This is a genomic window from Pseudoalteromonas sp. SWYJZ98 (assembly GCF_015864495.1).
Taxonomy (GTDB): domain Bacteria; phylum Pseudomonadota; class Gammaproteobacteria; order Enterobacterales; family Alteromonadaceae; genus Pseudoalteromonas; species Pseudoalteromonas distincta.
The window spans coordinates 1-22,770 of the sequence record NZ_JADYXA010000019.1 but is presented as its reverse complement, the minus strand read 5'-3'; the positions used below and the strand labels follow the sequence as shown (position 1 = coordinate 22,770).

21 protein-coding genes and 1 pseudogene are annotated in these 22,770 nt (G+C 38.0%); 4 read left to right on the top strand and 18 right to left on the bottom strand.

Annotated features, from left to right (window positions below):
• Nucleotides 1–162 precede the first annotated feature (162 nt).
• Nucleotides 163–1,170, top strand: a complete 1,008-nt coding sequence (locus I6F10_RS12115) for an isocitrate dehydrogenase (RefSeq protein ID WP_039487666.1) — start codon at nucleotides 163–165, stop codon at nucleotides 1,168–1,170.
• A gap of 70 nt (nucleotides 1,171–1,240) precedes the next feature.
• Here I6F10_RS12115 and I6F10_RS12110 read toward each other — a convergent pair whose 3' ends face one another.
• On the bottom strand, nucleotides 1,241–4,255 hold the full coding sequence (locus I6F10_RS12110; protein ID WP_197098899.1) for an immune inhibitor A domain-containing protein: 3,015 nt from the start codon (nucleotides 4,253–4,255) through the stop codon (nucleotides 1,241–1,243).
• Nucleotides 4,256–4,745: 490 nt separating this feature from the next.
• Between I6F10_RS12110 and I6F10_RS12105 the strand changes: the two genes are divergently transcribed.
• A complete protein-coding gene (locus I6F10_RS12105; RefSeq protein WP_197098898.1) occupies nucleotides 4,746–6,470 on the top strand; it encodes an acetolactate synthase 3 large subunit in 1,725 nt (574 codons plus the stop codon).
• Entirely contained in the window at nucleotides 6,470–6,967 is a 498-nt protein-coding gene (gene ilvN / locus I6F10_RS12100) for an acetolactate synthase small subunit (RefSeq protein WP_002960314.1), read from the top strand. The genes I6F10_RS12105 and ilvN overlap by 1 nt, the downstream gene beginning before the upstream one ends.
• A 92-nt stretch (nucleotides 6,968–7,059) precedes the next feature.
• Here ilvN and I6F10_RS12095 read toward each other — a convergent pair whose 3' ends face one another.
• From I6F10_RS12095 to I6F10_RS12025, 15 genes are all read right to left on the bottom strand, one after another.
• On the bottom strand, nucleotides 7,060–7,335 hold the full coding sequence (locus tag I6F10_RS12095) for an HU family DNA-binding protein (RefSeq protein ID WP_002962474.1): 276 nt from the start codon (nucleotides 7,333–7,335) through the stop codon (nucleotides 7,060–7,062).
• Between the two features lie 210 nt (nucleotides 7,336–7,545).
• Nucleotides 7,546–8,085, bottom strand: coding sequence for a DUF3833 domain-containing protein (locus I6F10_RS12090; RefSeq protein WP_197098897.1), 540 nt, complete (start codon nucleotides 8,083–8,085; stop codon nucleotides 7,546–7,548).
• 1 nt (nucleotide 8,086) lies between these two features.
• Nucleotides 8,087–8,575 carry a chalcone isomerase family protein gene (locus tag I6F10_RS12085; protein ID WP_197098896.1) on the bottom strand — a complete coding sequence of 163 codons (489 nt, stop codon included), beginning with the start codon at nucleotides 8,573–8,575 and terminating at the stop codon, nucleotides 8,087–8,089.
• A gap of 53 nt (nucleotides 8,576–8,628) precedes the next feature.
• On the bottom strand, nucleotides 8,629–9,129 hold the full coding sequence (locus I6F10_RS12080) for a DUF2878 domain-containing protein (RefSeq protein ID WP_024606006.1): 501 nt from the start codon (nucleotides 9,127–9,129) through the stop codon (nucleotides 8,629–8,631).
• A complete protein-coding gene (locus I6F10_RS12075; RefSeq protein ID WP_197098895.1) occupies nucleotides 9,107–10,369 on the bottom strand; it encodes an SAM-dependent methyltransferase in 1,263 nt (420 codons plus the stop codon). Before I6F10_RS12075 ends, I6F10_RS12080 begins: the two co-directional genes overlap by 23 nt.
• A 37-nt stretch (nucleotides 10,370–10,406) precedes the next feature.
• Nucleotides 10,407–11,144, bottom strand: coding sequence for a DUF1365 domain-containing protein (locus I6F10_RS12070; protein ID WP_188161348.1), 738 nt, complete (start codon nucleotides 11,142–11,144; stop codon nucleotides 10,407–10,409).
• Nucleotides 11,137–12,393: an NAD(P)/FAD-dependent oxidoreductase gene (locus tag I6F10_RS12065; RefSeq protein ID WP_197098894.1), complete on the bottom strand. Its 1,257-nt coding sequence runs from the start codon at nucleotides 12,391–12,393 to the stop codon at nucleotides 11,137–11,139. Before I6F10_RS12065 ends, I6F10_RS12070 begins: the two co-directional genes overlap by 8 nt.
• A complete protein-coding gene (locus I6F10_RS12060) occupies nucleotides 12,390–13,100 on the bottom strand; it encodes an SDR family NAD(P)-dependent oxidoreductase (RefSeq protein ID WP_002962466.1) in 711 nt (236 codons plus the stop codon). Before I6F10_RS12060 ends, I6F10_RS12065 begins: the two co-directional genes overlap by 4 nt.
• 2 nt (nucleotides 13,101–13,102) lie before the next feature.
• A complete protein-coding gene (locus tag I6F10_RS12055; protein WP_197098893.1) occupies nucleotides 13,103–13,531 on the bottom strand; it encodes a nuclear transport factor 2 family protein in 429 nt (142 codons plus the stop codon).
• Between the two features lies 1 nt (nucleotide 13,532).
• Nucleotides 13,533–14,927 carry a deoxyribodipyrimidine photo-lyase gene (gene phrB / locus I6F10_RS12050; RefSeq protein WP_197098892.1) on the bottom strand — a complete coding sequence of 465 codons (1,395 nt, stop codon included), beginning with the start codon at nucleotides 14,925–14,927 and terminating at the stop codon, nucleotides 13,533–13,535.
• Nucleotides 14,927–15,880 carry a YbgA family protein gene (locus I6F10_RS12045; RefSeq protein ID WP_138490055.1) on the bottom strand — a complete coding sequence of 318 codons (954 nt, stop codon included), beginning with the start codon at nucleotides 15,878–15,880 and terminating at the stop codon, nucleotides 14,927–14,929. The genes phrB and I6F10_RS12045 overlap by 1 nt, the downstream gene beginning before the upstream one ends.
• 8 nt (nucleotides 15,881–15,888) lie before the next feature.
• Nucleotides 15,889–16,569 carry a ChrR family anti-sigma-E factor gene (locus tag I6F10_RS12040; protein WP_182768703.1) on the bottom strand — a complete coding sequence of 227 codons (681 nt, stop codon included), beginning with the start codon at nucleotides 16,567–16,569 and terminating at the stop codon, nucleotides 15,889–15,891.
• Entirely contained in the window at nucleotides 16,562–17,185 is a 624-nt protein-coding gene (locus I6F10_RS12035; RefSeq protein ID WP_197098891.1) for a sigma-70 family RNA polymerase sigma factor, read from the bottom strand. Before I6F10_RS12035 ends, I6F10_RS12040 begins: the two co-directional genes overlap by 8 nt.
• Nucleotides 17,186–17,253: 68 nt before the next feature.
• The gene (locus I6F10_RS12030; protein ID WP_024596915.1) at nucleotides 17,254–17,832 is read right to left on the bottom strand and encodes an LON peptidase substrate-binding domain-containing protein; all 579 of its coding nucleotides are present in this window, start codon (nucleotides 17,830–17,832) and stop codon (nucleotides 17,254–17,256) included.
• A gap of 235 nt (nucleotides 17,833–18,067) precedes the next feature.
• Complete coding sequence (locus tag I6F10_RS12025; protein ID WP_197098890.1) at nucleotides 18,068–18,340, bottom strand: hypothetical protein; 273 nt, start codon at nucleotides 18,338–18,340, stop codon at nucleotides 18,068–18,070.
• A gap of 298 nt (nucleotides 18,341–18,638) precedes the next feature.
• Between I6F10_RS12025 and I6F10_RS12020 the strand changes: the two genes are divergently transcribed.
• A complete protein-coding gene (locus I6F10_RS12020) occupies nucleotides 18,639–20,330 on the top strand; it encodes an alkaline phosphatase D family protein (protein WP_197098889.1) in 1,692 nt (563 codons plus the stop codon).
• Nucleotides 20,331–20,390: 60 nt separating this feature from the next.
• Here the strand turns inward: I6F10_RS12020 and I6F10_RS12015 are convergent.
• Both I6F10_RS12015 and I6F10_RS12010 read right to left on the bottom strand, forming a co-directional pair.
• Nucleotides 20,391–21,868, bottom strand: a pseudogene (locus I6F10_RS12015) (cellulase family glycosylhydrolase).
• Between the two features lie 387 nt (nucleotides 21,869–22,255).
• Nucleotides 22,256–22,606 carry a hypothetical protein gene (locus tag I6F10_RS12010; protein ID WP_197098888.1) on the bottom strand — a complete coding sequence of 117 codons (351 nt, stop codon included), beginning with the start codon at nucleotides 22,604–22,606 and terminating at the stop codon, nucleotides 22,256–22,258.
• Nucleotides 22,607–22,770: the final 164 nt, after the last annotated feature.

Here is a 22,770-nt window from a genome sequence, read left to right as displayed (position 1 = left end):
GTGTATACCCAGTATTTTTTGTATAAACTAGCAAAATGGGTGATAAATTGATATAAATGCGCCCTTAAATTTTCAAGCACGTTCACATAAATGTTCTAACAAGCGGTTACTCTCTCAGAGTAATAATTTATGTGCAAATCAAACTCTTTAAAGGAAAAGTCAATGGCCAAACAAACCATCACAGTGATCAAAGGCGACGGCATCGGTCCGAGCATTATCGACTCAGCACTTGAAATATTAAAAGCCGCAGGTTGCGACTTTGATTATGAATTTGTTGATGCTGGCCTAGCTGCACTTGAAAAAACAGGTGAGTTATTACCGCAAGAAACAGTTGATACAATTGCTAAAAACAAAATCACTCTTAAAGGCCCATTAACTACGCCTGTAGGTGAAGGTTTTACATCTATTAACGTAACACTTCGTAAGCAATTTGGTTTATACGCTAACGTACGTCCAGTTAAATCATTTGTTGGTACTAAAGCACGTTACGACGATATTGATATCATTACTATTCGTGAAAACACGCAAGGTATGTACTCAGGTGCTGGCCAAGTAGTAAGTGAAGACGGTAATGAAGCAGAAGCAAAATCGATAATTACGCGTGAAGGCGCAGAAAAAATCGTAACTTTTGCATACGAGCTAGCGGTACGCGAAGGTCGTAAAAAAGTAACTGCAGTTCATAAAGCTAACATTTTAAAATCAACATCTGGTTTGTTTTTAAAAGTAGCACGTGAAGTAGCTGAGCGTTACCCACAAATTGAATCAAATGAAATGATTGTTGATGCAACATGTATGAAGCTGGTAATGACACCTGAAGAGTTTGACGTAATTGTTACGACTAACTTATTTGGTGATATTTTATCTGACCTTTGTGCTGGTTTAGTTGGCGGTTTAGGTATGGCACCTGGTGCTAACATTGGTGAAGATGCAGCAATTTTTGAAGCTGTACATGGTAGTGCACCAGATATTGCTGGCAAAAACCTAGCTAACCCAACATCTGTAATTTTAGCATCTATTCAAATGCTTGAGCATTTAAATATGGGCGATACTGCAGAGCGTATTCGTAGTGCTGTTGCTGATGTAATTAAATCAGGCGACCGTACAACTCGCGATTTAGGTGGCAGCCACGGTACAACTGATTTCACTCAATCAGTAATTGACCGTTTATAATTAATATTTGTTATTGATTTAAATAGCCCGCTAATTTAGCGGGCTTTTTTATGTTTGCTAACTGCGTTTACTACCTAATGTATTTAGGCAAGTTAGTATTAAACCTAAATAAACTTAACAGTAGTAATCCTAATAAACCCGCCAGTGATCCGCCACTTGAACCCGAACTACTTTGTTGTTTTTGTACAGTAGCAGATAACTCTTGAGTAAAAGTATCATTGGTTTGAGTATCAGTAACATTCAACGTTACGTTATAAGTCCCGTCAGCTTGATAAGTATGCCTTGGGTTTTGTAAATTTGATAACGCACTGCCATCACCAAAATCCCAACTGTAAGTGTAACTATTAAAGCCGCCGGTTACTTGGGCATTAAATTGTGCGCTTAAATCACTAACTGTAGCGTTTGCGTTTATGCTAAGCGGAACATTAGCAGTTACATCAATCGCTTTTGATTGTTCAGTGCCGTCGTCATCTGTCACTGTAAGCGTTACTTGGTAATCGCCAGAGTACAAATAATTATACGTAAGCGATTGAGTCGCTAAAGTACTTCCATCTCCTAGCTGCCAATTATAAGTATACGGTGCAACTCCACCTGTAAGCGATACCTCAGCTGTTAAAGTTCCTTGGTTTATTTCATATTCAATTTCACTTACAGTTAATGGTTCAACTAATGTAACTTGTGCTACAGCTACTTGCTGTGAAGTACCATTATCTGCCATAAACTCAACGTTATAAGTGCCATAGTCTTGGTATTCATGAGTAGGCGTTAACTCTGTGCTGGAGCTCCCGTCGTCAAAACTCCACGTAAATTTGTCCGCTGGAGTAAGTGCAAAACCTTCTACACTAAAATTAACGGTTAAACCGTTTTTAGTAAAATTAATTCCCTTAGTAACATCGTAAGTAAGCTCTACTTCTATATCTTCACTGTCTGTTGACTGGCTTATAATACTAAACCCAAAACCAACCTGTGGAAGCACAACACCCGATGGTTTTTGCGCTGCAAAGCTATAATCGGTTTTATCAGTAAACCCGGTGATAGCTGATAAATCATCATCACCTAACCCTGCCCTTTGTTGATATAGACTAAAAGCAGCATCACGTATTTGAATTGCTGAAGCTGCCGGTGTTTGCGTACTACCTTTATTTATTGATCGCTGATCGGCATCTACCACTAATGCAAAACCACTGCCTGGATGCTCGGTAGTATTATTATCTGCTTGAGATTCATTGCTGTACCACAATAATAACCCCGGTGAGTACTGCTCTGCTTGCAAACTACTGTCAACGCCTGTGTATGAACGCAGTTGTAAATAGTAATGTGATGGCGATGCATATGTGTAACTACCAACTTTTTCAAAGCCATTAAACACAGTGTTAACTTGATCTTGTGCATTATTTTGCCAAATTAAAGTATCACTTTGCTCAATGCGCATATCATCAACAACAAAACCATAATAATGTGTGTTCGCATCTGTTATGTATTCAATTTTTAAATCAATTGTTTGCCCAGCATAAGCTGATAAATCAAACTTATGGGTCAAATAGCCGTTAGGTTGCTTAGCATCACTATTAAGAAATGAATCACCTGAGATATACGGACCAATATCACCGTAGTATGGATTAAGCGCTTGCGTATAATTACTCGCGATTGGCTCGCCATCTACTTTTACTTGAACTAAATCGTAATCGCGCTCAATACTGTAATAAGCAATAAAGCTTAAAGTAAGTGTCTCAGTTGTGCTTGGTAGCGCTATTGTATTAGCTAAGCTGTTGCTAATATTGTCGCCCGTATTTGAATAGTATTGAAAATCACCTTCTACTGGAGCCCTAAATTTTTCGAGCCTTGGTGGTAGTGATATTTTTATTTGATTTTGCTGTTGTGAAGTACTCGCAGTATTAATTAATGTTTGCTGTGAATTAGCCTCTATCTCATCCATATCAAGCGTAAGCTGGTTAACCCAGTTACCCTGGTACCGCTTTTGTAAATATTCAAGCGCATAAGGGCTAAACATAACTGGCTCTGAGCCTCTTGGCGAACCAGCCCAACTTCCTGTCGACATAACTGACCAAGACGCGACAGGCTCACCTACCGTGTTAGATTGTAAGTCGTATTCATCTAATAATCCTAAATCATGCCCAAACTCATGCACAACCACACCAATCCCAGCATCAATAGGGTTAATGGTATAACCAAAGAGCTTAATGTTGCTGCCTGCAATCTCGCTCGGCCCGCTATTTTCATCAAATACATAGTAGCGGTGTGACCAAATAGCATCGGTGCTTAGGTAACCGCCACCCGCTTCTTCGCCAATACTTGAATGAAATACCATTACATGGTCAATAATGCCATTAGGTTCATTAAGGATACCGTCGCCATCAATATCATCTAAATCAGTTAAGTCATAATCCGCTAAATTAATATTAAACTTTGCAACTGCTTTCTCCACAGCCTCTTTAATTAAAGCGGGCGCATTTATATCCCGTGTACTGCCTTGGCGCTCACCATATATTTTTGCATTGCTATTAGCGGTTACCCAGCCATATACCTGCCCGCTAAAGTTTAAGCTGTTTCCCGAAGCCGCTTTATAATAATCAGCAGCCGTTTTTAAGCTTTGTCCATCAGGGCCTGTATAACCTTGAGTATTAAAAAGCATTTGCTGATAGTGCTCAGTTGAATAATCAGCGTAAAACATGTCGGTGTCTTGCTCTACAAGTTGATTGTCGTCATGTTTAAGATCAGGAAAATCAATTAAAATAGCTAACACTTTTACATCATTAACGCTTTGATCTGGCACTAGCGACGTTGAAAAAGCGACCTGTTGTTTATTTGTGTTTGAAAAAACGTTGGAGGAGGATTTTAATTGCCTAAAGCCATTTTTAATTGAGTGATTGGCAACGTTTTTGTTACTCATATATAACTTAAATGAACTATCTAACTCACTAGAGGATATTTGGTCTCTTTTTTTAAGCCAATATAAAATACGCTCTTCGTTAGTTATACCAACATCATGCGGACTTAAGTTATTAGCCGCCACCATAGGGCTTAATAGCGTAGTTAAAAGCGCAATTAACGTCACTTTTTTCACTGTGTTTTCCTCAAACATAATTATGTGGTAATCATACCTAATAATAGAAATTTAAACATGCGATAAAAACATATAGTTAACATATGCAATTAAGGCTAATGGTCTCTAACACACTTTTATATCTAAAATCGAACTTACAACCTAAAATGCATAATTTCTGCCAGTAAACTCAATTAAACACAGATTTCCTGCAGCTTTAAATTAAAAAAAAGCCACAAAACGAATTTAAAATGCAAAAAACAGCTTTCAAGGTTGACATGAAGGCTTAAAACCCTTAAAAATAAACCTATACAAAATCTTTAATTTAAAAGCAGTGTTTTGCTAAGTAGAGTAAAAACTATGAACACACACATTAATCTTTTAGTCGTACTCGTACTGGTCTTAGTTATAAGCCCAGCGGGGATGTATTAAAAGGTGATACTGCTTTTTAAAAACCCTCGCACTACGCGGGGGTTTTTTTATGCATAAAAAAGCGCACAGAGGAATGAGGATGAGCAAACAAGAATATAATGGTTCTGAACTAGTAGTTCAGGCATTAAAAGAGTTAAAGGTAAAATACATATTTGGCTATCCCGGCGGTTCGGTTTTAGACTTATATGATGCACTTTTTCAGCAAGATGATATTGAACATATATTAGTACGTCACGAACAAGCTGCAACACATATGGCTGACGGCTATGCCCGCGCCACTGGAGACGTTGGTGTTGTACTTGCAACCTCAGGCCCTGGCGCTACAAACTGCATTACAGGTATTGCAACGGCCTACATGGATTCAATTCCTATGGTTGTGTTATCAGGCCAAGTGCCTACAAATTTGATTGGCGACGACGCATTCCAAGAAACCGATATTGTGGGTTGTTCTCGCCCTGTAGTTAAACACAGTTTTAACTGTAGAAGTGCTAAAGACATCCCTACAATCTTAGCTAAAGCTTTTTATATTGCTAGCACTGGTCGCCCAGGTCCTGTCGTTGTTGAGCTTCCAAAAGATATGCTTAACCCTGCTATTAAGTTTGAATACGAATTTCCTCAAACAACAGAACTTAGAACGTACAGCCCTAATACTAAAGGGCACTCAAAACAAATTCGCAAAGCCGTAACAGCTATTTTAGAGGCCAAAAAACTGGTTATCTACTCTGGTGGTGGTATTGTTATTTCAAATACATCAGAGCAATTAACGCATTTAGTTGAATCATTAAATGCCCCCATTACAAATACACTAATGGGGCTTGGTGGTATATCAGGTGTGCATCCAAACTTTGTAGGTATGCTAGGCATGCACGGCACGCTTGAGGCAAACAAAGCAATGGCTAACGCCGATGTGATTTTAGCGCTTGGTGCCCGATTTGATGACAGGGTAACTAATAATGTTCAAAAGTTTTGCCCTAATGCCACAATTGTTCATGTTGATGTTGACCCAACTTCAATTTCTAAAACAATTAAAGCGCATATTCCCGTTGTGGGTTGCTTAGCAACGGTGCTGGAGCAACTACAAGCAGGTATCGATAAGAGCCCAATTAAAATAGATCGCAGCGCGCAAGAAGATTGGTGGCGACAAATTATCAGCTGGCGTGAACAAAAGTGCTTAAGCTACAACACTGATGGCGACAAAATTAAGCCACAAGCTGTAATTGAAGCGGTGTATAAAGCCACTAATGGCGATGCTTATGTAAGTTCAGACGTTGGTCAGCATCAAATGTTTGCAGCGCAATATTATCCATTTAAGCATCCTCGTCAATGGATCAACTCAGGCGGCCTAGGCACCATGGGCTTTGGTTTACCTGCTGCAATGGGCGTAAAGCTAGCCTTTCCTGATAAAGAGTCTGTGTGTATTACGGGTGATGGCTCTATTCAAATGAATATTCAAGAACTATCTACCTGTTTACAGTACAACCTAGCGGTAAAGGTTGTATCACTTAATAACCGCTCTTTAGGTATGGTACGCCAATGGCAAGACATGGTTTACGGTGGACGTCATTCATCATCTTATATGGATTCACTACCTGATTTTGTTAAGTTAGTTGAAAGCTACGGCCATGTAGGCATACAAGTAAACACACTAGATGAGTTACAACCTGCTATCGATAAAGCAATGTCAATTAACGACCGATTAGTCTTTTTAGATATAAACGTTGATGAAAAAGAACATGTATACCCAATGCAAATTAAGTTAGGCGGCATTGATGAGATGTGGTTACGTAAAGGAGTAAAAGCATAATGCGTCGTATTTTATCTATTCTACTGGAAAACGAACCAGGTGCCCTATCACGTATTGTTGGGCTTTTTTCACAACGTGCATATAACATCGACAGCCTAACTGTGGGCACAACTGACGATCAATCATTGTCGCGTATTACCATTACCACTATGGGTGATGACAGAGTTGTAGAGCAAATTACAAAGCAGGTTAACAAACTAGTCGACGTGCTTAAAATTATCGACTTAACAGAAATGAGTCACATTGAACGTGAGCTATTGCTTGTTAAGGTATTTGCTCAAGACGAGACGACTCGTGCAGCGGTTACGCGAGTAGTTGATGTGTTCCAAGGTGCTATTTTAGATATGGGCCGACAAAGCTATAGTCTACAATTAGTGAGCAGTACAGACAAAATAGAGTCGTTTTTAGACACTCTTCGTCATGAAACCGATATTATTGAAGTTGTACGTTCTGGCGCTGTTGGCATTGGTCGAGGCGATAAAGCCTTAAAAGCATAAATTTATAATATAAAGGCATCAATTGATGTCTTTATTAAACATAAAAAAAAAGAGCTAATTAGCTCTTTTTTTAATTTAATTCGTTAAACCTATTAAGGGTTTACTTGGTCTTTAAGACCTTTACCTGCTTTAAAGCTTGGGATAGTTGCCGCTGCGATTTGGATCTCAGCACCCGTTTGTGGGTTACGGCCAGTGCGAGCTGCACGTTCTTTTACTGAGAAAGTACCAAAACCAACTAATGCTACTGAATCACCTTCTTTTAAAGAAGAAGTCACAGCACCTGTAAACGCGTCAAGAGCACGAGTAGCAGCAGCTTTAGAGATTTCTGCATCAGTAGCAATTTTTTCAACTAATTGAGCTTTATTCATTGTTAGATTCCTATTCGTTATTATTTTGCCTTCGCAAAACCTATCTTTATGCATTTTTAAAGAGTTAGCAACAGCAAATTGCATTTTTTGCTTAAATTCTTAAAAAATGAATAAAATTTAAATAATTCTCTGTAAAATACAGCGTGTTGGGTTAACAAAGACTTAATTTGAGTACAATTTTGGCGCAAGTTAAGCAACTGGGTAAATAAGCTATATTTTTTCGATCACTAAGGTCACTTCCCCGACCTCGACTCCAAACTTAACAATAGATGTGCGGTTTATCAAGCGCGATTGTGTAACCAGGTACATCCAATCATCAAAATTCACTTTTAAAGTACTGCCATCGTATGGAAGCTCTACATCGTAATTCCAATGAAATACGCTGCCATCACTTCTACCTTTTGCTGTACCTATAACATCATCTGCCAACCCTGTTAAACTATTGTCTTCGTTTAACGTTATTTTCCAAATACGCTTTTGAGTTTCGCCATCGTCATAAACAAAGTCTTCTTCAATAACGCCCTTGTTACCATCCCAGCTCGCATTCATATCTACGACAAGCTTGCGGGTCAATTCACCCTTAAAGTCTTGTACAACACCGTAGGCTTTCAAATTTCCACTAAAAAATGTTTTAAAGTCAAAGTTTGGCGATGTATTTTTATAATGCTCTACATTTGGTGCCGAACAGCTTATCAGCAACAAAGCAGATAAGCATACAAGAGCTGTTTTAAACGCGTTAAATACATTCATATTAATTCCCTAATAGTTGCTTTCGTAGTTTCGGCTCAGAGGTTTTTTCATCCAGCCAAATAGCTAAAAAATCATCCGAAAATTGAGGTTCATTTATTTCGCCAATTTTTTCATCATTATGATAAAAAGTACTCATACCCTGCTCATTTGTGACTAACGTTAGCGAATCACCTTGTCTAATATCAGGCCAAATAGACAATAATTTACTGTCGTATTTGTCTGCTAGCTCTTTTTTTCCAATATGCTCCCACTGCTCATTTGTTGCTTTTACGATTTCTTTAGCTTCAAAGTCACGTAAATAGGTAAGTTTAAATTTAATAGGATGCGTTCCTGCGCTGTAATTACCTGAAGAGGTAAATAAAACCGCGTCATATACATCCCAAAATAAATACTCCATTCGTGCTTCGCCTACTTTGTTAAACTGTGTGTTAGCTAAAACAATTGAAGTTGTAAGCAAATAAAAAGTAACTGCCTTTAGTAAAAATTTCAAAATAAGCTCCCTTGAGTCAATGAGTAATGTTACGAAATGTGAATTGTGGGCGATCAGCGATTGATGAATAACTTGATTTTTTGGTTTATAAAAAGAATAACAGTAAACACTGTAGACCAAAGCGCACCGTAAACGAGCCAAAACTGCCATAAAGGTAAACCTAAACTTATTACTTCAAAGCGTGCTCCAGCCCAATAACTTGCTGGCGCAAAAGCCATGCATACTAAAAAGGCCTGCCAAAGCTTTAATTTACTCAAAAAAACCATAGAAGTATTTAAAGAAAGTAATAACGCAGCCCATAAAAAGACGAGCCATAGAGGGAAGGGATAAACTTTAAATTCTAACAAGCCTAACTTTACTGCTATAAATTCTAATAATAGTGCTAAAGGTAGGACTTTAATAAGAAGTAAGGTGTCTTGTTTTTTTTGTTTTGACAACCAAAACATTAAAACAATAATCAATCCGCTAAAAAGTAGCGAATCAGCTTCAAGCAGCAAGGATAAAAACCACACTGCTTGAAATAAAACAAAATTAGTAACCGAGCGCAATATCATCGTTATCGCTAATAAAACGTGGTTTACGCGCCATTAAATGCACCGTACTTGTTGCTCTAGCTCTAAACGCGCCTTCGCAGTAAGCAAAATAAAACAACCATAAACGATAAAAACGTTCATCAAATTTTGAGCGGTCCAAATCAGGCCAGCTTTTTATAAAACGGCTTCGCCAGTCTGCTAATGTTCTTGCGTAGTGTGCACCAATATCATTAACAGTATGAATTACCATGTCTGTATTATTTTTAATCTGCTCACTCATTTCATTAAGTGATGGCAAACACCCGCCTGGAAAAATATACTGCTGAATAAAATCAGAGTTTTTTAAGTAATGCTTATAACGCTGATCGCCAATAGTTATAGCTTGTATGAGCATGGCACCGTCGTCTTTTAACAATTCACCACATTGGGTAAAAAAGCTAGGTAAGTACTCATGACCCACCGCTTCTATCATTTCGATAGAAACAAGCTTATCGTACTTTCCTTTCAACTGCCTGTAATCAAGCTTAAGTAATGTAATTTTACTTTCAAGACCAAGCTCAACAATCTTGTTAGCTACATAATCATGTTGCTCATCAGATATGGTTGTTGTTGTTACATGGCAATCGTAATGTGTGGCTGCATATATAGCAAAAGCCCCCCACCCTGTACCAATTTCAATTACTGAATCATTTTTTTGAAGCTCAACTTGCTCACAAATGCGTTTAAGCTTGTATTGTTGAGCCTCTTCAAGTGTGGCTTCTTTTGTAGGATATACAGCACTTGAGTAAAGCATTTCTTTACTCAAAAATGATTCGTACAAATCATTGCCTAAGTCGTAATGAGCAACGATGTTTTTCTTAGAGCCCGATTCAGAGTTTTTATTTTTTATGTGATTAAACCGGTGTGCAATATTACTAAAAAATGCGAATTTCTTCTCAAACTCATCAAGTTGCTTCTCATTTATAGCAAATATCTCAATGAAAGAGGTTAAGTTGTCACAAGACCAATGCCCCAAAATATAGGCTTCACCAGCGCCAACGCTCCCAGATAATGCAAATGCCTTATACATAGCTTTATCGTTTACTATAATCGTTGCTTTTAGCACTGAAGATGGGTCACCAAAAACTGTACGCTCATTTGCATCAATTAAAATTATTTGGCCTGTTTCAATTGACGAAAAGGCTTTAGTCACTAATTTTTTATATATGTTAGTTAACCAATTTGTGCTTTGTTCGCAATTTAAGCTCGACACTTTATCCATTGAAATACCTATTAATTGTCCTGACTATCTATGTGCTTTATGGCTTGCCTGAGTGACCTAAAAAAGGAACTCGTTTAATAAACAACTTTAACGCTTGATAATAAATACCTTTGAAAATAGACCATGTCATGGCCGGAAAACGTTTAAATAACTTATTAACTTCTTCTTTAGTAAGCTCTTTACGTTTTAAGCGAAGTGTAGCATCAAATAATAGCTCTTCATTTCGCTTATTTTCAATGTGTATCAATGTTTTATCAAGCGATTGCTTAACATGCCAATGATAGTTCATATCTAGATTCATAAAAGGTGATACGGAAAAAACCTTTTTAAAGTTCACTTTTTTTTCTAAAGGTACTAAATAATAATGACGTTCGTTCCATGGTGTATTACTTACTTCAGCAATCATGTATTTAAAACGGGTGTCGTTATGTCCAAAAAAGTAAAAATTAACAGGACTAAAATACACACCAAAACAACGAAGTTGCCCAAGCATGTAAATATGAGAAAAGGTTTCAGTAATACCTAAATTGGCAAGTTGTTCGTGTGCACGCTCAATAAGGGGACGTTTAGCAAGCTGTGAGGTGCCTGTAAGATAATCATCTTCATTAAACTTTAACGCCTTTAAGCCTGACGTACCTATGTGTTTATGCACACCATTTAGTTGTTGAGGATTATTTAAATCTACCCACATCATATATAAAGGGTAACTAAAGCGATGTTCTTTAACAGCAAAACGGCGATGTTTAACATCGCCTAAATACACTGCACTAGTCAAATTCGACCCCAAGTTGCTTGGCTACATCTACACCACTGTGTACGCCATCTTCATGAAAGCCATTGTACCAATAAGCACCACAAAAATAACTATTATTATGCCCATCAATACTGTGTTTAAGTTTTTGAGCCGCAATAGACTCTTGGTTAAATACAGGGTGGTGATAAGTAAACTCGCGCAAAATTTTACTTTGGCTTATTCCTTCAAGATGGTTAAGCGTTACACAGAACTGTGTATCTGATTGTATACCTTGCAAAATATTCATTTGATAAGTTACAACAGCGGCTTTATCAGTGTTGTTATTAAGTAGGTAGTTCCAGCTTGCCCATGCTGCTTTTCTATCTGGCAAAAGGTTTGTATCGGTGTGCAGCACCACTGAGTTCTGAGTGTAAGCTATTGCACCCAATACTGACTTTTCTTGCTCAGTAGCATCACCCAGTAGTGCAAGCGCCTGATCTGAATGACAAGCAAATATTACTTTATCAAATTTACTTTGCTCACCATTGGCAAACTCTATTGTTACTTCATCATTTTGACGCGTAACTGATTTAATATTTGTATTGAGGTTAATTTTGTCGGCAAAACCTCTGATCAACGGCTTAATGTACTGACGAGAGCCTCCTGGTACTACATACCACTGTGGTCTATTGGTTACATCTAAAAGCCCATGATTAAAGAAAAACTTAACAAAAAACTCAACGCCTACGTTTTCCATTTCTTTAATACTGGTAGACCAAATAGCCGCGCCCATAGGAAGAATATAATGGTATTTAAAAAAGTCATTAAACTGGTTATCGTTAAGCAATTGCCCTAATGATTGATCAGACTGGTAATCACCTTTTTCATGCATTGCTTTGCACAGTTTGTTAAACCTAACAATGTCGTACAATAATCGCCAAAACTTAGGTCTAAAAATATTACGACGCTGTGCAAATAAGCTTGTAAACGTATGTCCATTGTATTCAAAACCAGTGGCTTCGTTATGCACACTAAAGCTCATCTGGGTTGTTTGTTTATCAATACCAATGCGCGAAAGTAGCTTTTCAAAATATGGGTAAGTTCGGTCATTAAATACAATAAAGCCAGTGTCTATTGCGTATTTGATGCCACACACATCAACATCAACCGTTGCTGTGTGGCCACCTATGTAATCATTTTTTTCAAATACGGTTACATCGTAATGTTTGTGAAGCAAATGCCCACATGTTAAACCAGATACACCAGTTCCTATTATTGCTATTTTTTTCAACGGGCTAATCCTTTTGCGATTTTAAGCCAAATCGGCAGTGGTAAAATGCGTAAAGCTTTTAATATAAGTGTAAAACGATAAGGGAAATGAACGTCTTTGCGGCGTTTTTGAATACCCTTAATCATGTAGTCAGCTGCTTTTTCAGCAGTAACGGCCATAGGCATCGGGAAATCATTTTTATTAGTAAGTGGCGTTTTTACAAACCCAGGATGAACTAAAGTCACATCAACATCATTTAAATCAACCGCTAAGCTTTTTGCTAAGTAACTTACACCCGCTTTTGATGCGCCATAAGCTTCTGAACGAGGTAGCGCAAGATAAGTAACACTTGAGCTGACCAAAACAAGTTGGCCGCCTGGATTTATTTTAGGAAGTAACGCCTCAAGGCAATACCCCATAGAAAGTAAATTTACGTTTATTACACGCTCAAACAGCGCGCTATCAAAGTTGCGCGCATCATCTATATATTCACAATTACCAGCGTTTAAAATAACACGGTCAAAATGAGGAAAGCCAATAGTAGACTCTTTTATATCTTGCAGGTTAGTTGCATCAAATTTGCATGCTTGGATATTGTCGTATTTAGCAAGCTCGGCGAGCTTATCACTATTACGGCCGCAAGCTATAACAGTGTCTCCTAGCTGTGCATATTTAATTGCTAGCTGCTCGCCAATACCTGATGTAGCACCCGTTATAAGTGTGATCATAATTAACCTGCTCTTTTATCAATTAGCTTTATAACGCTACCAAGTAAAGGAATGTGTTTGTATAACAACTCGGCCACATTAAAGTAGTCTCTGTGCTTAATAATTTTGCCATCTTTAAAAATAAGCTTGCTATGACCGTCTACCGAGATAGTTTTACCTGATGAGAGCTTTGGATGTGCATAATGCATAGTCCAATAAATAAAAGCATTGTTACCGCTATTAAACGAATCACTAATATCAAACTGGCAATGCTTAACATTGCTGTATAAGTTAGCAAAGTATCTGCGCAATTCTACAATGCCGTTAATTTCATGCATCGGGTCTATAAACTGTATGTTGTCACAGTAAATATCACTCAATAAATCAAGATTAGTACTATCAAGCTGTTGGTATATTTCAACAAATTTATCTACTGGTAACTGGTTATCCATATCACACCTTAAATGCAGCAAGTGCACGTTCTCGTGCCGCTTTATGATCAACTATTGCTGGCCAGTAACATTCCTTATCTTTGCCTGTTGCGGCTAAATAAGTGTGTGGAAAATGAATGTGTTTATCTGGCACGTTTTCAAGCTCTGGCAAATACTTACGGATAAACTTGCCCGTTGGATCAAAGCGCTCGCTTTGTCTGATAGGATTAAAAACTCTAAAATAAGGCTGAGCATCACAGCCCGTACTTGCAGCCCACTGCCAACCACCATTATTTGAGGCTAAATCGCCATCAATTAAGTGCTGCATAAAAAAGCGCTCACCTTCACGCCAGTCTATTAATAAATGTTTAGTTAAAAAGCTTGCAACAACCATTCGTAAACGATTATGCATCCAACCGGTTTGCTTAAGTTGTAGCATTGCTGCATCCACTAATGGGTAACCTGTACGCCCTTCGCACCATGCTTTAAAATCGCTTTCACTTTTACGCCACACTACAGCATTATACTTTTCGTTGAAGTTATCGCCGCGCGAAAGCTTCGGAAATTCAGCAATTAAATGTCTGTAAAATTCGCGCCAAACAAGCTCGTTAATCCACGTAAACGTTTTACTTTTTGATGTAGTTAAAATATCAGGATAACGCTGCTGAATATTAATAAGCAGTTGCTTTGTGCTTACAATACCTAGTGCTAAATACGGGCTTAAACCCGATGTGCCTTTTACACTGGGAATATCACGCTGGTCGTCGTAACTTGTAAGTTTGTCGCATATAAAGTTATCAACTACGGTAGAGAGTGTTTCGTCGTCAACCGGCCACTTATCTGAGCATCCATCACTTTTTAGTAAATCACTCTCGTCAAACTCAATAGGGTCAGAAGTTAAAGGCCATTGTGGCAAACTAAAGTGTGTATCTTGATACTGCTTTAACCATGCACGTTTAAAAGGAGTAAACACTTTATACATTTCATTACTTTGATTTTTGACAGAGCCTGCAGGCGCAATTAAATCACCTTCGTACAAAGTAAAAGTAATAGAAAGCTCATCGCATTCATGCAAAATTGCTTTATCGCGGTTTGCTTCATTAAGCTCATATTCTGTATTAGCAATTACGTGTTTTACATCGTTTGCTTTACAAAAGTTAATAAGCTCGCGCGTACAATCACTAAAGCTAGGCGCTTCAATAATATGTAAAGTAATACCGTAATCAGCAAGTTGTGATTGAAGATAAGCAACTCGGCGCTTGAGTAAGTCAATCTGAATAGGCGCAGCTTGGTGTTGTTGCCACTGCTTTTCAGACACAAAAAAAATGGCGTGTTTAGCGCCATTATTTAGCGCTTGAATTAACGCTTCATTAGAAAAAAGGCGCAAATCGCGCCTAAACCAAAATAATGTATCCATTAAATACCAAATCGTAATTTTAAATCGTGAGGGTATGGGTTAAAAAACACTTGTTTTTCAAGGTACTCATTCGGATGAACTTTCAAATGATGTTTTAACAAGGTAAGTGGTACATACAATGGCACCAATCCTTCGCGGTATTCGTCTATCGCATCACGAAGTTCTTGTTTTTCAACCTTCGATAAATCATTTTTAAAGTAGCCTTGTAAATGCATTAGGGTATTGCAATTATTTCTGCGAGAAGCTGGCTTTTTCAGACCCGTCATCAAACCTAAAATATATTCATCCGCAACTGCATTTATATCGTCACCTACGAACGTTCCAAGCAGATTACCCAAATCTCGATAAGCTTGGTAATTATGAGCCATCAACAAGTACTTATACTGAGAATGAAATTGAGTAAGCTTGTGAACCGTTAGTGGTTCTTGTACCAACTTTTGCCAATTTTTAAATACGTAAATTCTCATTACAAAGTTTTCACGTAAATGCATGTCGTTTAAGCGACCGTTTTCTTCACATGGCAATAATGGGTTGTGCTTCATTATTTGCTCAGCAAAAAAACCAACGCCTTCAGAGGTATTACCCGTGCCTGCTTCATTGTATATTTTAATGCGCTCCATGCCACAGCTTGGACTTTTTGCGCAAAATACAAAGCCGCTCAACTCTTTAGCTTGTTCTGTTGCGACTTTTTTACCATACTCGGTAAGTTGTTGGCCTACATCTCCAGTACCATCTGGGCGGCATACTTTAATAGTATCTCCCACTTTAACTTGGCGAATAGTTGGTCGAGGTATTGGTAAACCTACCGCTACCTCCGGACAAAACCGTGTATATTCAACGTGTTTACCTAACTCATCCATACAGAAATTTGACTTTTTATGACCGGTGTCAAATCTAACTTTTTCGCCTGCTAAGCAGGCGCTTATACCTATTTTTATTATATCTGTGTGCATAAATTCTCTTAGTAAATCAAATTACCTATTGGATTTAGTAACTTGCTGAAGCCCTTATTAAAATGTAGCGCACTACTGACAACTGTAAAGCACAAACAACCATCTTTTGTTAAAGGAGTATGTTGGTGGCTACCATCTTGCCATATAAAGTCACCTGCTACATATTTTCCTTCTTCATCACTAAACTCGCCATCTAGGAGTAAAGTAACTTCAAAGCCAGTGTGCGTGTGTTCTGGTATTTCACCACCAGCATCAATATGTAACAAGCTAGAGCGTAATGGGCCATCATCAAGTGCAATACGCGATCTCGCAAGCTTACCCACTTGGGTAAATTTACTGTGAGAAATACGCGTTAGCGCACGTGGAAGCTGATAGTTATGCTCATTAACTTTAATAGAAACAGGTTCTACTTCATAAACTTCGTCGATAGAATCATCAGACGTGATCATATCAAGCACATTCAATTCAAATTCTTCAAGTAACTCAGGTTGCTCAGCTTGAGGTTTCTCATATTGCGCTGGCTCTTCGCTGAATAATGCGTTTGCATTGCTTGCCTCAATTTTAGCTACTTTAGCTTGGCACACAGGGCACATATCTACATGTATAGAAACGGCTAAACTCAATGATGTAGCAAGTGATGCATCGCAATACTGTGTCAGTAAAGTTTCACTCGGGTGATGTTTAATCATGCTGATCTCCCATTTCATTACGTAATTTTTGCAAGGCCAAACGTAATCGTGATTTTACCGTGCCTACTGGAATATTAAGTTGATGTGCAAGTTGCTCTTGCGACATGTCTTGAAAATAAACGCCTCTTACCACTTCGCGTTGAGCAATAGGTAATTTGTCTAAATAACGTTTAATTTGTTTATCTTCTAAATGATCACTGTATTCGTGCTGTGTATCTTGTGATTCGTTTAATAACGGCCAAATATCTTCGCTTATATTTTCTTCTTTATTACTTTTCATTTTACGAAGCATATCGAATGAAGCATTACGCATAACGGTATAAACCCACGTAGTAGCCGCACCTTTATCACTGTGATACAAATGTGCTTTACGCCAAACAGATGTTAACGTCTCTTGCACAAGCTCCATTGCTTGAGCTTCAACACCAAATTGCTTAATTCCAAAGCGTTTAATTTTAGGCGCAAAGTATTCAAATAAATAGGAAAATGCTTTTTTATCGCGTGACTGTGCAACATCTATAAGCGCTTGCATGAGTTCTTTACTCGGCGTTTCTGGCATGGCAGTGTACTTACCTGTATTAGGTTCACAACGTGGTGACTGTTGTTGACTTACCATAATAATTTATCCCGTTATTGCTTTTGTATTAATTTATACGGGCAATAATTAATTTAGGATCATAAAATTTAGGCAAATTCGTTATTAATCACAGTATGGAGGAAATTCAGTAAGTTATCAAAGTTCGTTTCAAACGCAAGTTGCTGTTTTTTCTCAATAGAAATAGGTAGGAGCTCAAGCCAACGAGCTGCAATCCAAGGCAGTTTGTCAAAGTGAGTTTTTTTGTACAGTAAATTAAGTTCTGGATTACTTTTAAACACGTTTAAAAGCGCATCATGCAATAAGTCATGTTCGCCAACTGAGTTGTTAGAATCCTTATACCAGTATGGCGTATTACAAGAAGACACCAAACCATGTCGCAGTTCGTCCTCGTCTTGATAAACATCATTTATTTGAACACTTTGAGAAGCAAACACATCGATTAATAATACATCGTTGTCGTCTTGGTCAAAATCAATAATATCAACAAGGCAACCTTGCGCGCTTATATTAAATGGCGTGTCGTGCTCAAATGTACAAAGCACAAACCCTGTATTGTTTTTTAATGCGGTTTTAACCATATTTAAATAGCGAGGCTCAAATATGCGTAATCGCGTATAGCCTTCTGGTAACATAAAAATGGGTAATGGAAAAATCGCACGTTTCATAAAGTCTACTTCTTTCAAACATTCTGTCTTTATTTACGTGCGCTTTTGCTAAGTCGATCAGCTTTGTATGAATCGAATTAATTACCAGCTATATAATTGGCTAAAGATTAAACCAACCTCCCATAGCTTTAAACACTTGAACCGAGTAGTAAGCGCTAATCATGCTGACTACGGGTGCTAACATTAATGCAAATAATCCAAGTTCACTGCTCATCGTTTTAATCCTTTAAATAATTTATTTTGCGTTTTTAATACTAGTGTCAGTATTTTTAAGCGCTGTGCTATCTGTTAAAGCGGGCTCATCTAATAAACCCTCTAAAACAGTTTTAGCATCAAAATAAAGCGTTTCCTTTAGTGATTTTTCAAGCTCGATTGTGGTTTGCTTTACGTAGTTTGCTACACTTTGAGTTAATATATCAGTTACATCTAGGTCCACTTCTGTTGCATGTACTTGCGCAGAACCTAATACTAATAAACTTGCCATAGCGATTTTAATTGAATGTTTCATAATGGTATTCCTTGTTTGTGTATTGTTTAGACGTAGTTACATACTCAAGGGTTGTGCCAACACAAAAATAAATAGTAAGTAACTGTAATTAAACAGTTTTACATTCATCTCTTTAATTTAAAAAATTCATACCTTGTTAATTTAACCATTTAATTTAATTTTTTGACTATTTTTTAGTTAATAAATAAAAGGGTTTAAATGTATTAATACCGTCACACTAAATACATTTAGCGTTTATAAAAACGTCATATCTACCCGCTAAAGTGCACACCACTATAAATAATTCAAAAAGTGCAGTATGACCCTTTCATCACGTCGAAATTTTTTAAAAACCTCAGCAGCAAGTATATTTACCGTAGCAGTATCGAGTGCCATTACAGGTTGTGCTCAAACACTAGTAAACAAACCTCTATCGGCTATTGAATTTAAACACGGTGTAGCTAGTGGCGATCCGCTCAGTAATGCTTTAATAATTTGGACACGTGCAACCACTGCTCAATCAAATTTTGAAGTTACTGTTGCCTGGGAGCTGGCAAGTGATTCTCAATTTAAAAACATCATCCGCAGCGGGCGCGAACAAACAGATAAAAGCCGAGACTTTACAATAAAAATAGATGTGCAAGAACTTGCTCCAAACACAGAGTACTTTTATCGTTTTATGGGTTTAAATACACAAAGCCCAATTGGCCGTGCTAAAACACTACCAATAAACAATGTTGAGCAAATAAAAATGGCTGTTGTGTCGTGCTCAAACTACCCTGCTGGGTACTTTAATGCCTACACCGATGCCGCTAAGCAAAAAGATTTAGATGTAGTACTGCATTTGGGAGATTACATTTACGAATACCCAATGGGCGGATACGCTACCGAAAATGCTGAAAAAATTGGCCGCCAATTAGCAGCCGATAACAGCGGTGAAATTATTACCCTTAGCGACTATCGTAAGCGCTATGCCATTTACAGAACAGACCAAGGCCTTCAAGCACTTCACGCTGCAGCGCCTTTTATCGCAATATGGGATGATCACGAAGTTACTAATGATACCTACAAAAGTGGTGCTGAAAATCATACCCCTGATGAAGGTGACTTTTTTAAGCGCCGTGCAGCAGCTATTCAAGTCTATTACGAATGGCTGCCAATTAGGCCACCTATGGGCGAACAAAGCCCGCAAATATACCGCACCTTCGATTTTGGTAATTTAATAAGCTTGCACATGCTAGATACTCGCGTAATAGCGCGCGATAAACAACTCGCTTACAGCGACTATAAAAACCTAGAGACCAAACAAATGGATGTTGCGCGCTTTGCCAGTGATTTAAATAATCCAAAAAGGCAGTTACTAGGTGGCACACAACTAAATTGGCTCACCAGTGCAATAACTAAATCAAATGCAAAGTGGCAAATATTAGGCCAGCAAGTATTAATGACTAAAATGTGGCTACCTACTGAAATATTCTCGCAATCCGATCGCACTAAAATACCTCAGGTATTAAAAGAGCTTGTTGCCATTAAAAAAGCCGTATTAGCAAATAAAGCGGTAACGCCCGCGCAACTCGCACGCGTAAATACTTTAATGCCTTACAATTTAGATGCGTGGGATGGTTACCCAAGCGAGCGCGAAGCATTATACAAAAGCGTTACTGCATTAAATAAAAAGTTAGTCGTGGTTGCAGGTGATACGCACAATGCGTGGCATGGCACATTAAAAAATGCAAAAGGCGAAAGCGTAGGAGTAGAATTTGCAACGCCTGGTGTTACATCCCCGGGGATGGAGCATTATTTAGCGCTTAATACAGCACAAGCAAAGCAAATGGCTGACTCGCTTACATTACTAATAAACGACTTAAATTATTGTGACTTATCACACCGTGGTTATATGTTACTGACTATTACTAAAGAACAAATCACAACCGATTGGCGTTATATAGATAACATAAACTCCCCTAGCTACAACATCACTGATCAACACCAAAGTGTTTATAAAGGCTAATACTTTTAAAAAGAAGGTAAAAACATTATTTACCTTCTTCGTTTATTTTATTAAACGCGCTTAATTACAGCTATAAAGAAGCGTCCACGAAGCATCACTTCCGGGAATACTGTTTGTATACCAATTTGCGCTATACGCATTGCCTTGATATTGCATTTTATCGTCGGTGTTATTGTGAGTGAACGGACCGGCCGAATAATCTTTTTTCACCCAATTAGGATATGTATTAATACCATTACAATCTGTTGAACTTACAACACTGCATCCGTTTGTATCAACACTTGTACCAGCGGGTGTATCTGGGCACTGATCAATATCATCATTCACTCCATCGTTATCCGCATCGCTTTGTGGTTCAACTACTTCAACAACGCAACCTACATTATTAACAGTTTCACCTGCAGGTGTATTAGGGCATTGATCAACACTATCGCTAATACCATCGCCATCGCTGTCAGTTACCTCACAACCAATACTATCAACCGTTGTACCTGCGGGAGTATTATCGCACTGCTCAAGGCTGTCACTTATACCATCGCCATCAGAGTCTAAAGCGACCGTACTACCACCCAACCTTGAATGATCTCTTTAACTTTAGTGCCTGACGATGTTAGTGAATTCCAACTACCGCCTGGAGTAAATAACGATGCACCTTCGTTTTTATCGTTTAAAGCCCAGTTAGCGTGGCTAATATTGTTTGTTTTAAAAAATGCCATCCATGCATCAGTTTCATTAGCATTAACACCACCATTGCCATCAGCATTAACTGTTCCCCACTCTGTAGCAAATAGTGCAATGCCGTTATCGAGTGCTGTTTGTGCTTTATTTCGATACGATTGACCATGCGTGCCAGCATAAAAATGCAGAGTGTAAGCAATATTGGCGCGATCAATTGGATTTTGTGATGCCACATCAACATCTTGCGACCACGTAGGCGTACCAACCACAATTAAGTTATCAGGATCGATTGCTCTAATTTTATCAATAACTGTTTCTGCGTAAGGCTTAATATCGTTAACCCACGAAATTTGTAACGGCTCGTTATAAATTTCATAAATAACATTGTCGTACTGCCCATATTTAGTAGCTACCTCTTCAAAAAAGCGAACTGCAGTTGCCTGATCGGTATGTGCTTCATGGCTATGAAAATCAATAATAACGTACATATCTTCGCTAATAGCTGCGTTTACAACAGTATCAAGACGGCTCATATTGCCCTCCCAATCAAAGTTCAAACTACCACCAGTACTCGTACCATGACCAATAGCTGCACGAATTAATGTTGCATTAAATTCAGTTTTTGCCTTTGCTACTGTTTGTGCTGTATAAAACTTTTCAGCGCCCCAACCGGTGTTACTCCAAAATAGGCTAGGTCCTGCAAAGCTTGTGTTTTCTCCACCTGCAAGAATTTGATTCCCACTCACCGTTAACTTTTCAACAGCGGCATTGGCCATTGTTGAGCATCCTAATAATAAAGCTAACGATAAGCTCGCCACTTTAAAATCCTTTCTTTTGTGATTATTTGAACTGTTATTCATCGTATTTCCTTAAATTGAAATTATCAGTCGTCATTGCTTGACGTAATAAATTGACACCAAACCAATACTTAATAGTCAAATAAAGTTAATTTGGCGAGCAGAAAGTACCACTTATTTAATAACATTAAATGAATAAAAAGGTACAAGAAGAAGGATTTTAATTAACTAAACTTCAACAAGTGAACGATTTAACGAGGTTTGAGGATTTTACTCAGTATATACAGGCATTTACACGATGTTTACATGGTGCAGGCAGAAATCTCGGTTACAAAAAATATGTATAAAAATGGAAAAGGCGGTAATAATAATTATTACCGCCATCAATAATAGCTAAATGTCAGGGTAAAATATTAATAAGCCAACCAAACCTAGTTCTGATTAAGTCGCTTATTTTTTAGTAGGCAGCGCTTTTCTGCCCAAACGGTATGCATCCATAATGCTCAGCACCCAAATTATAATCATTAAAGGTACATACTTATATTCAGCGAGTTGAGCGCAGGTGTCAGAAGGTTGTTGCGCGGCTTTTAAAATGGCCGTAACCGACATGGGTATTTTTCCGTTTACAATTTCATTTGCAGTACACTGTGCAATCGCAAATATATCTTGAAAGGTTAAAATTAAAAGAACAGAGAATACACCCGCAAAAATAGCGCCTATAAGGTGTTTTTTTAAAGAAAAATGCCCCGCACCAGGATAAATAATGGCAGTAAGTAAAGCAGCTTTTAGATCTTGTTTCATGGTTATTTCAGCTCGTAATATGTATTACACTAGACACCAATATAGCCTAGATTCAAATTGTAAGTGCATAACTTGTTTTGGCTAGATTAAGTGGTCAGTTGCTCATAAGCTAACTACTTTTTCTCCGGCAAGAGATTTTACAATGAGACATTACAAACAACTGA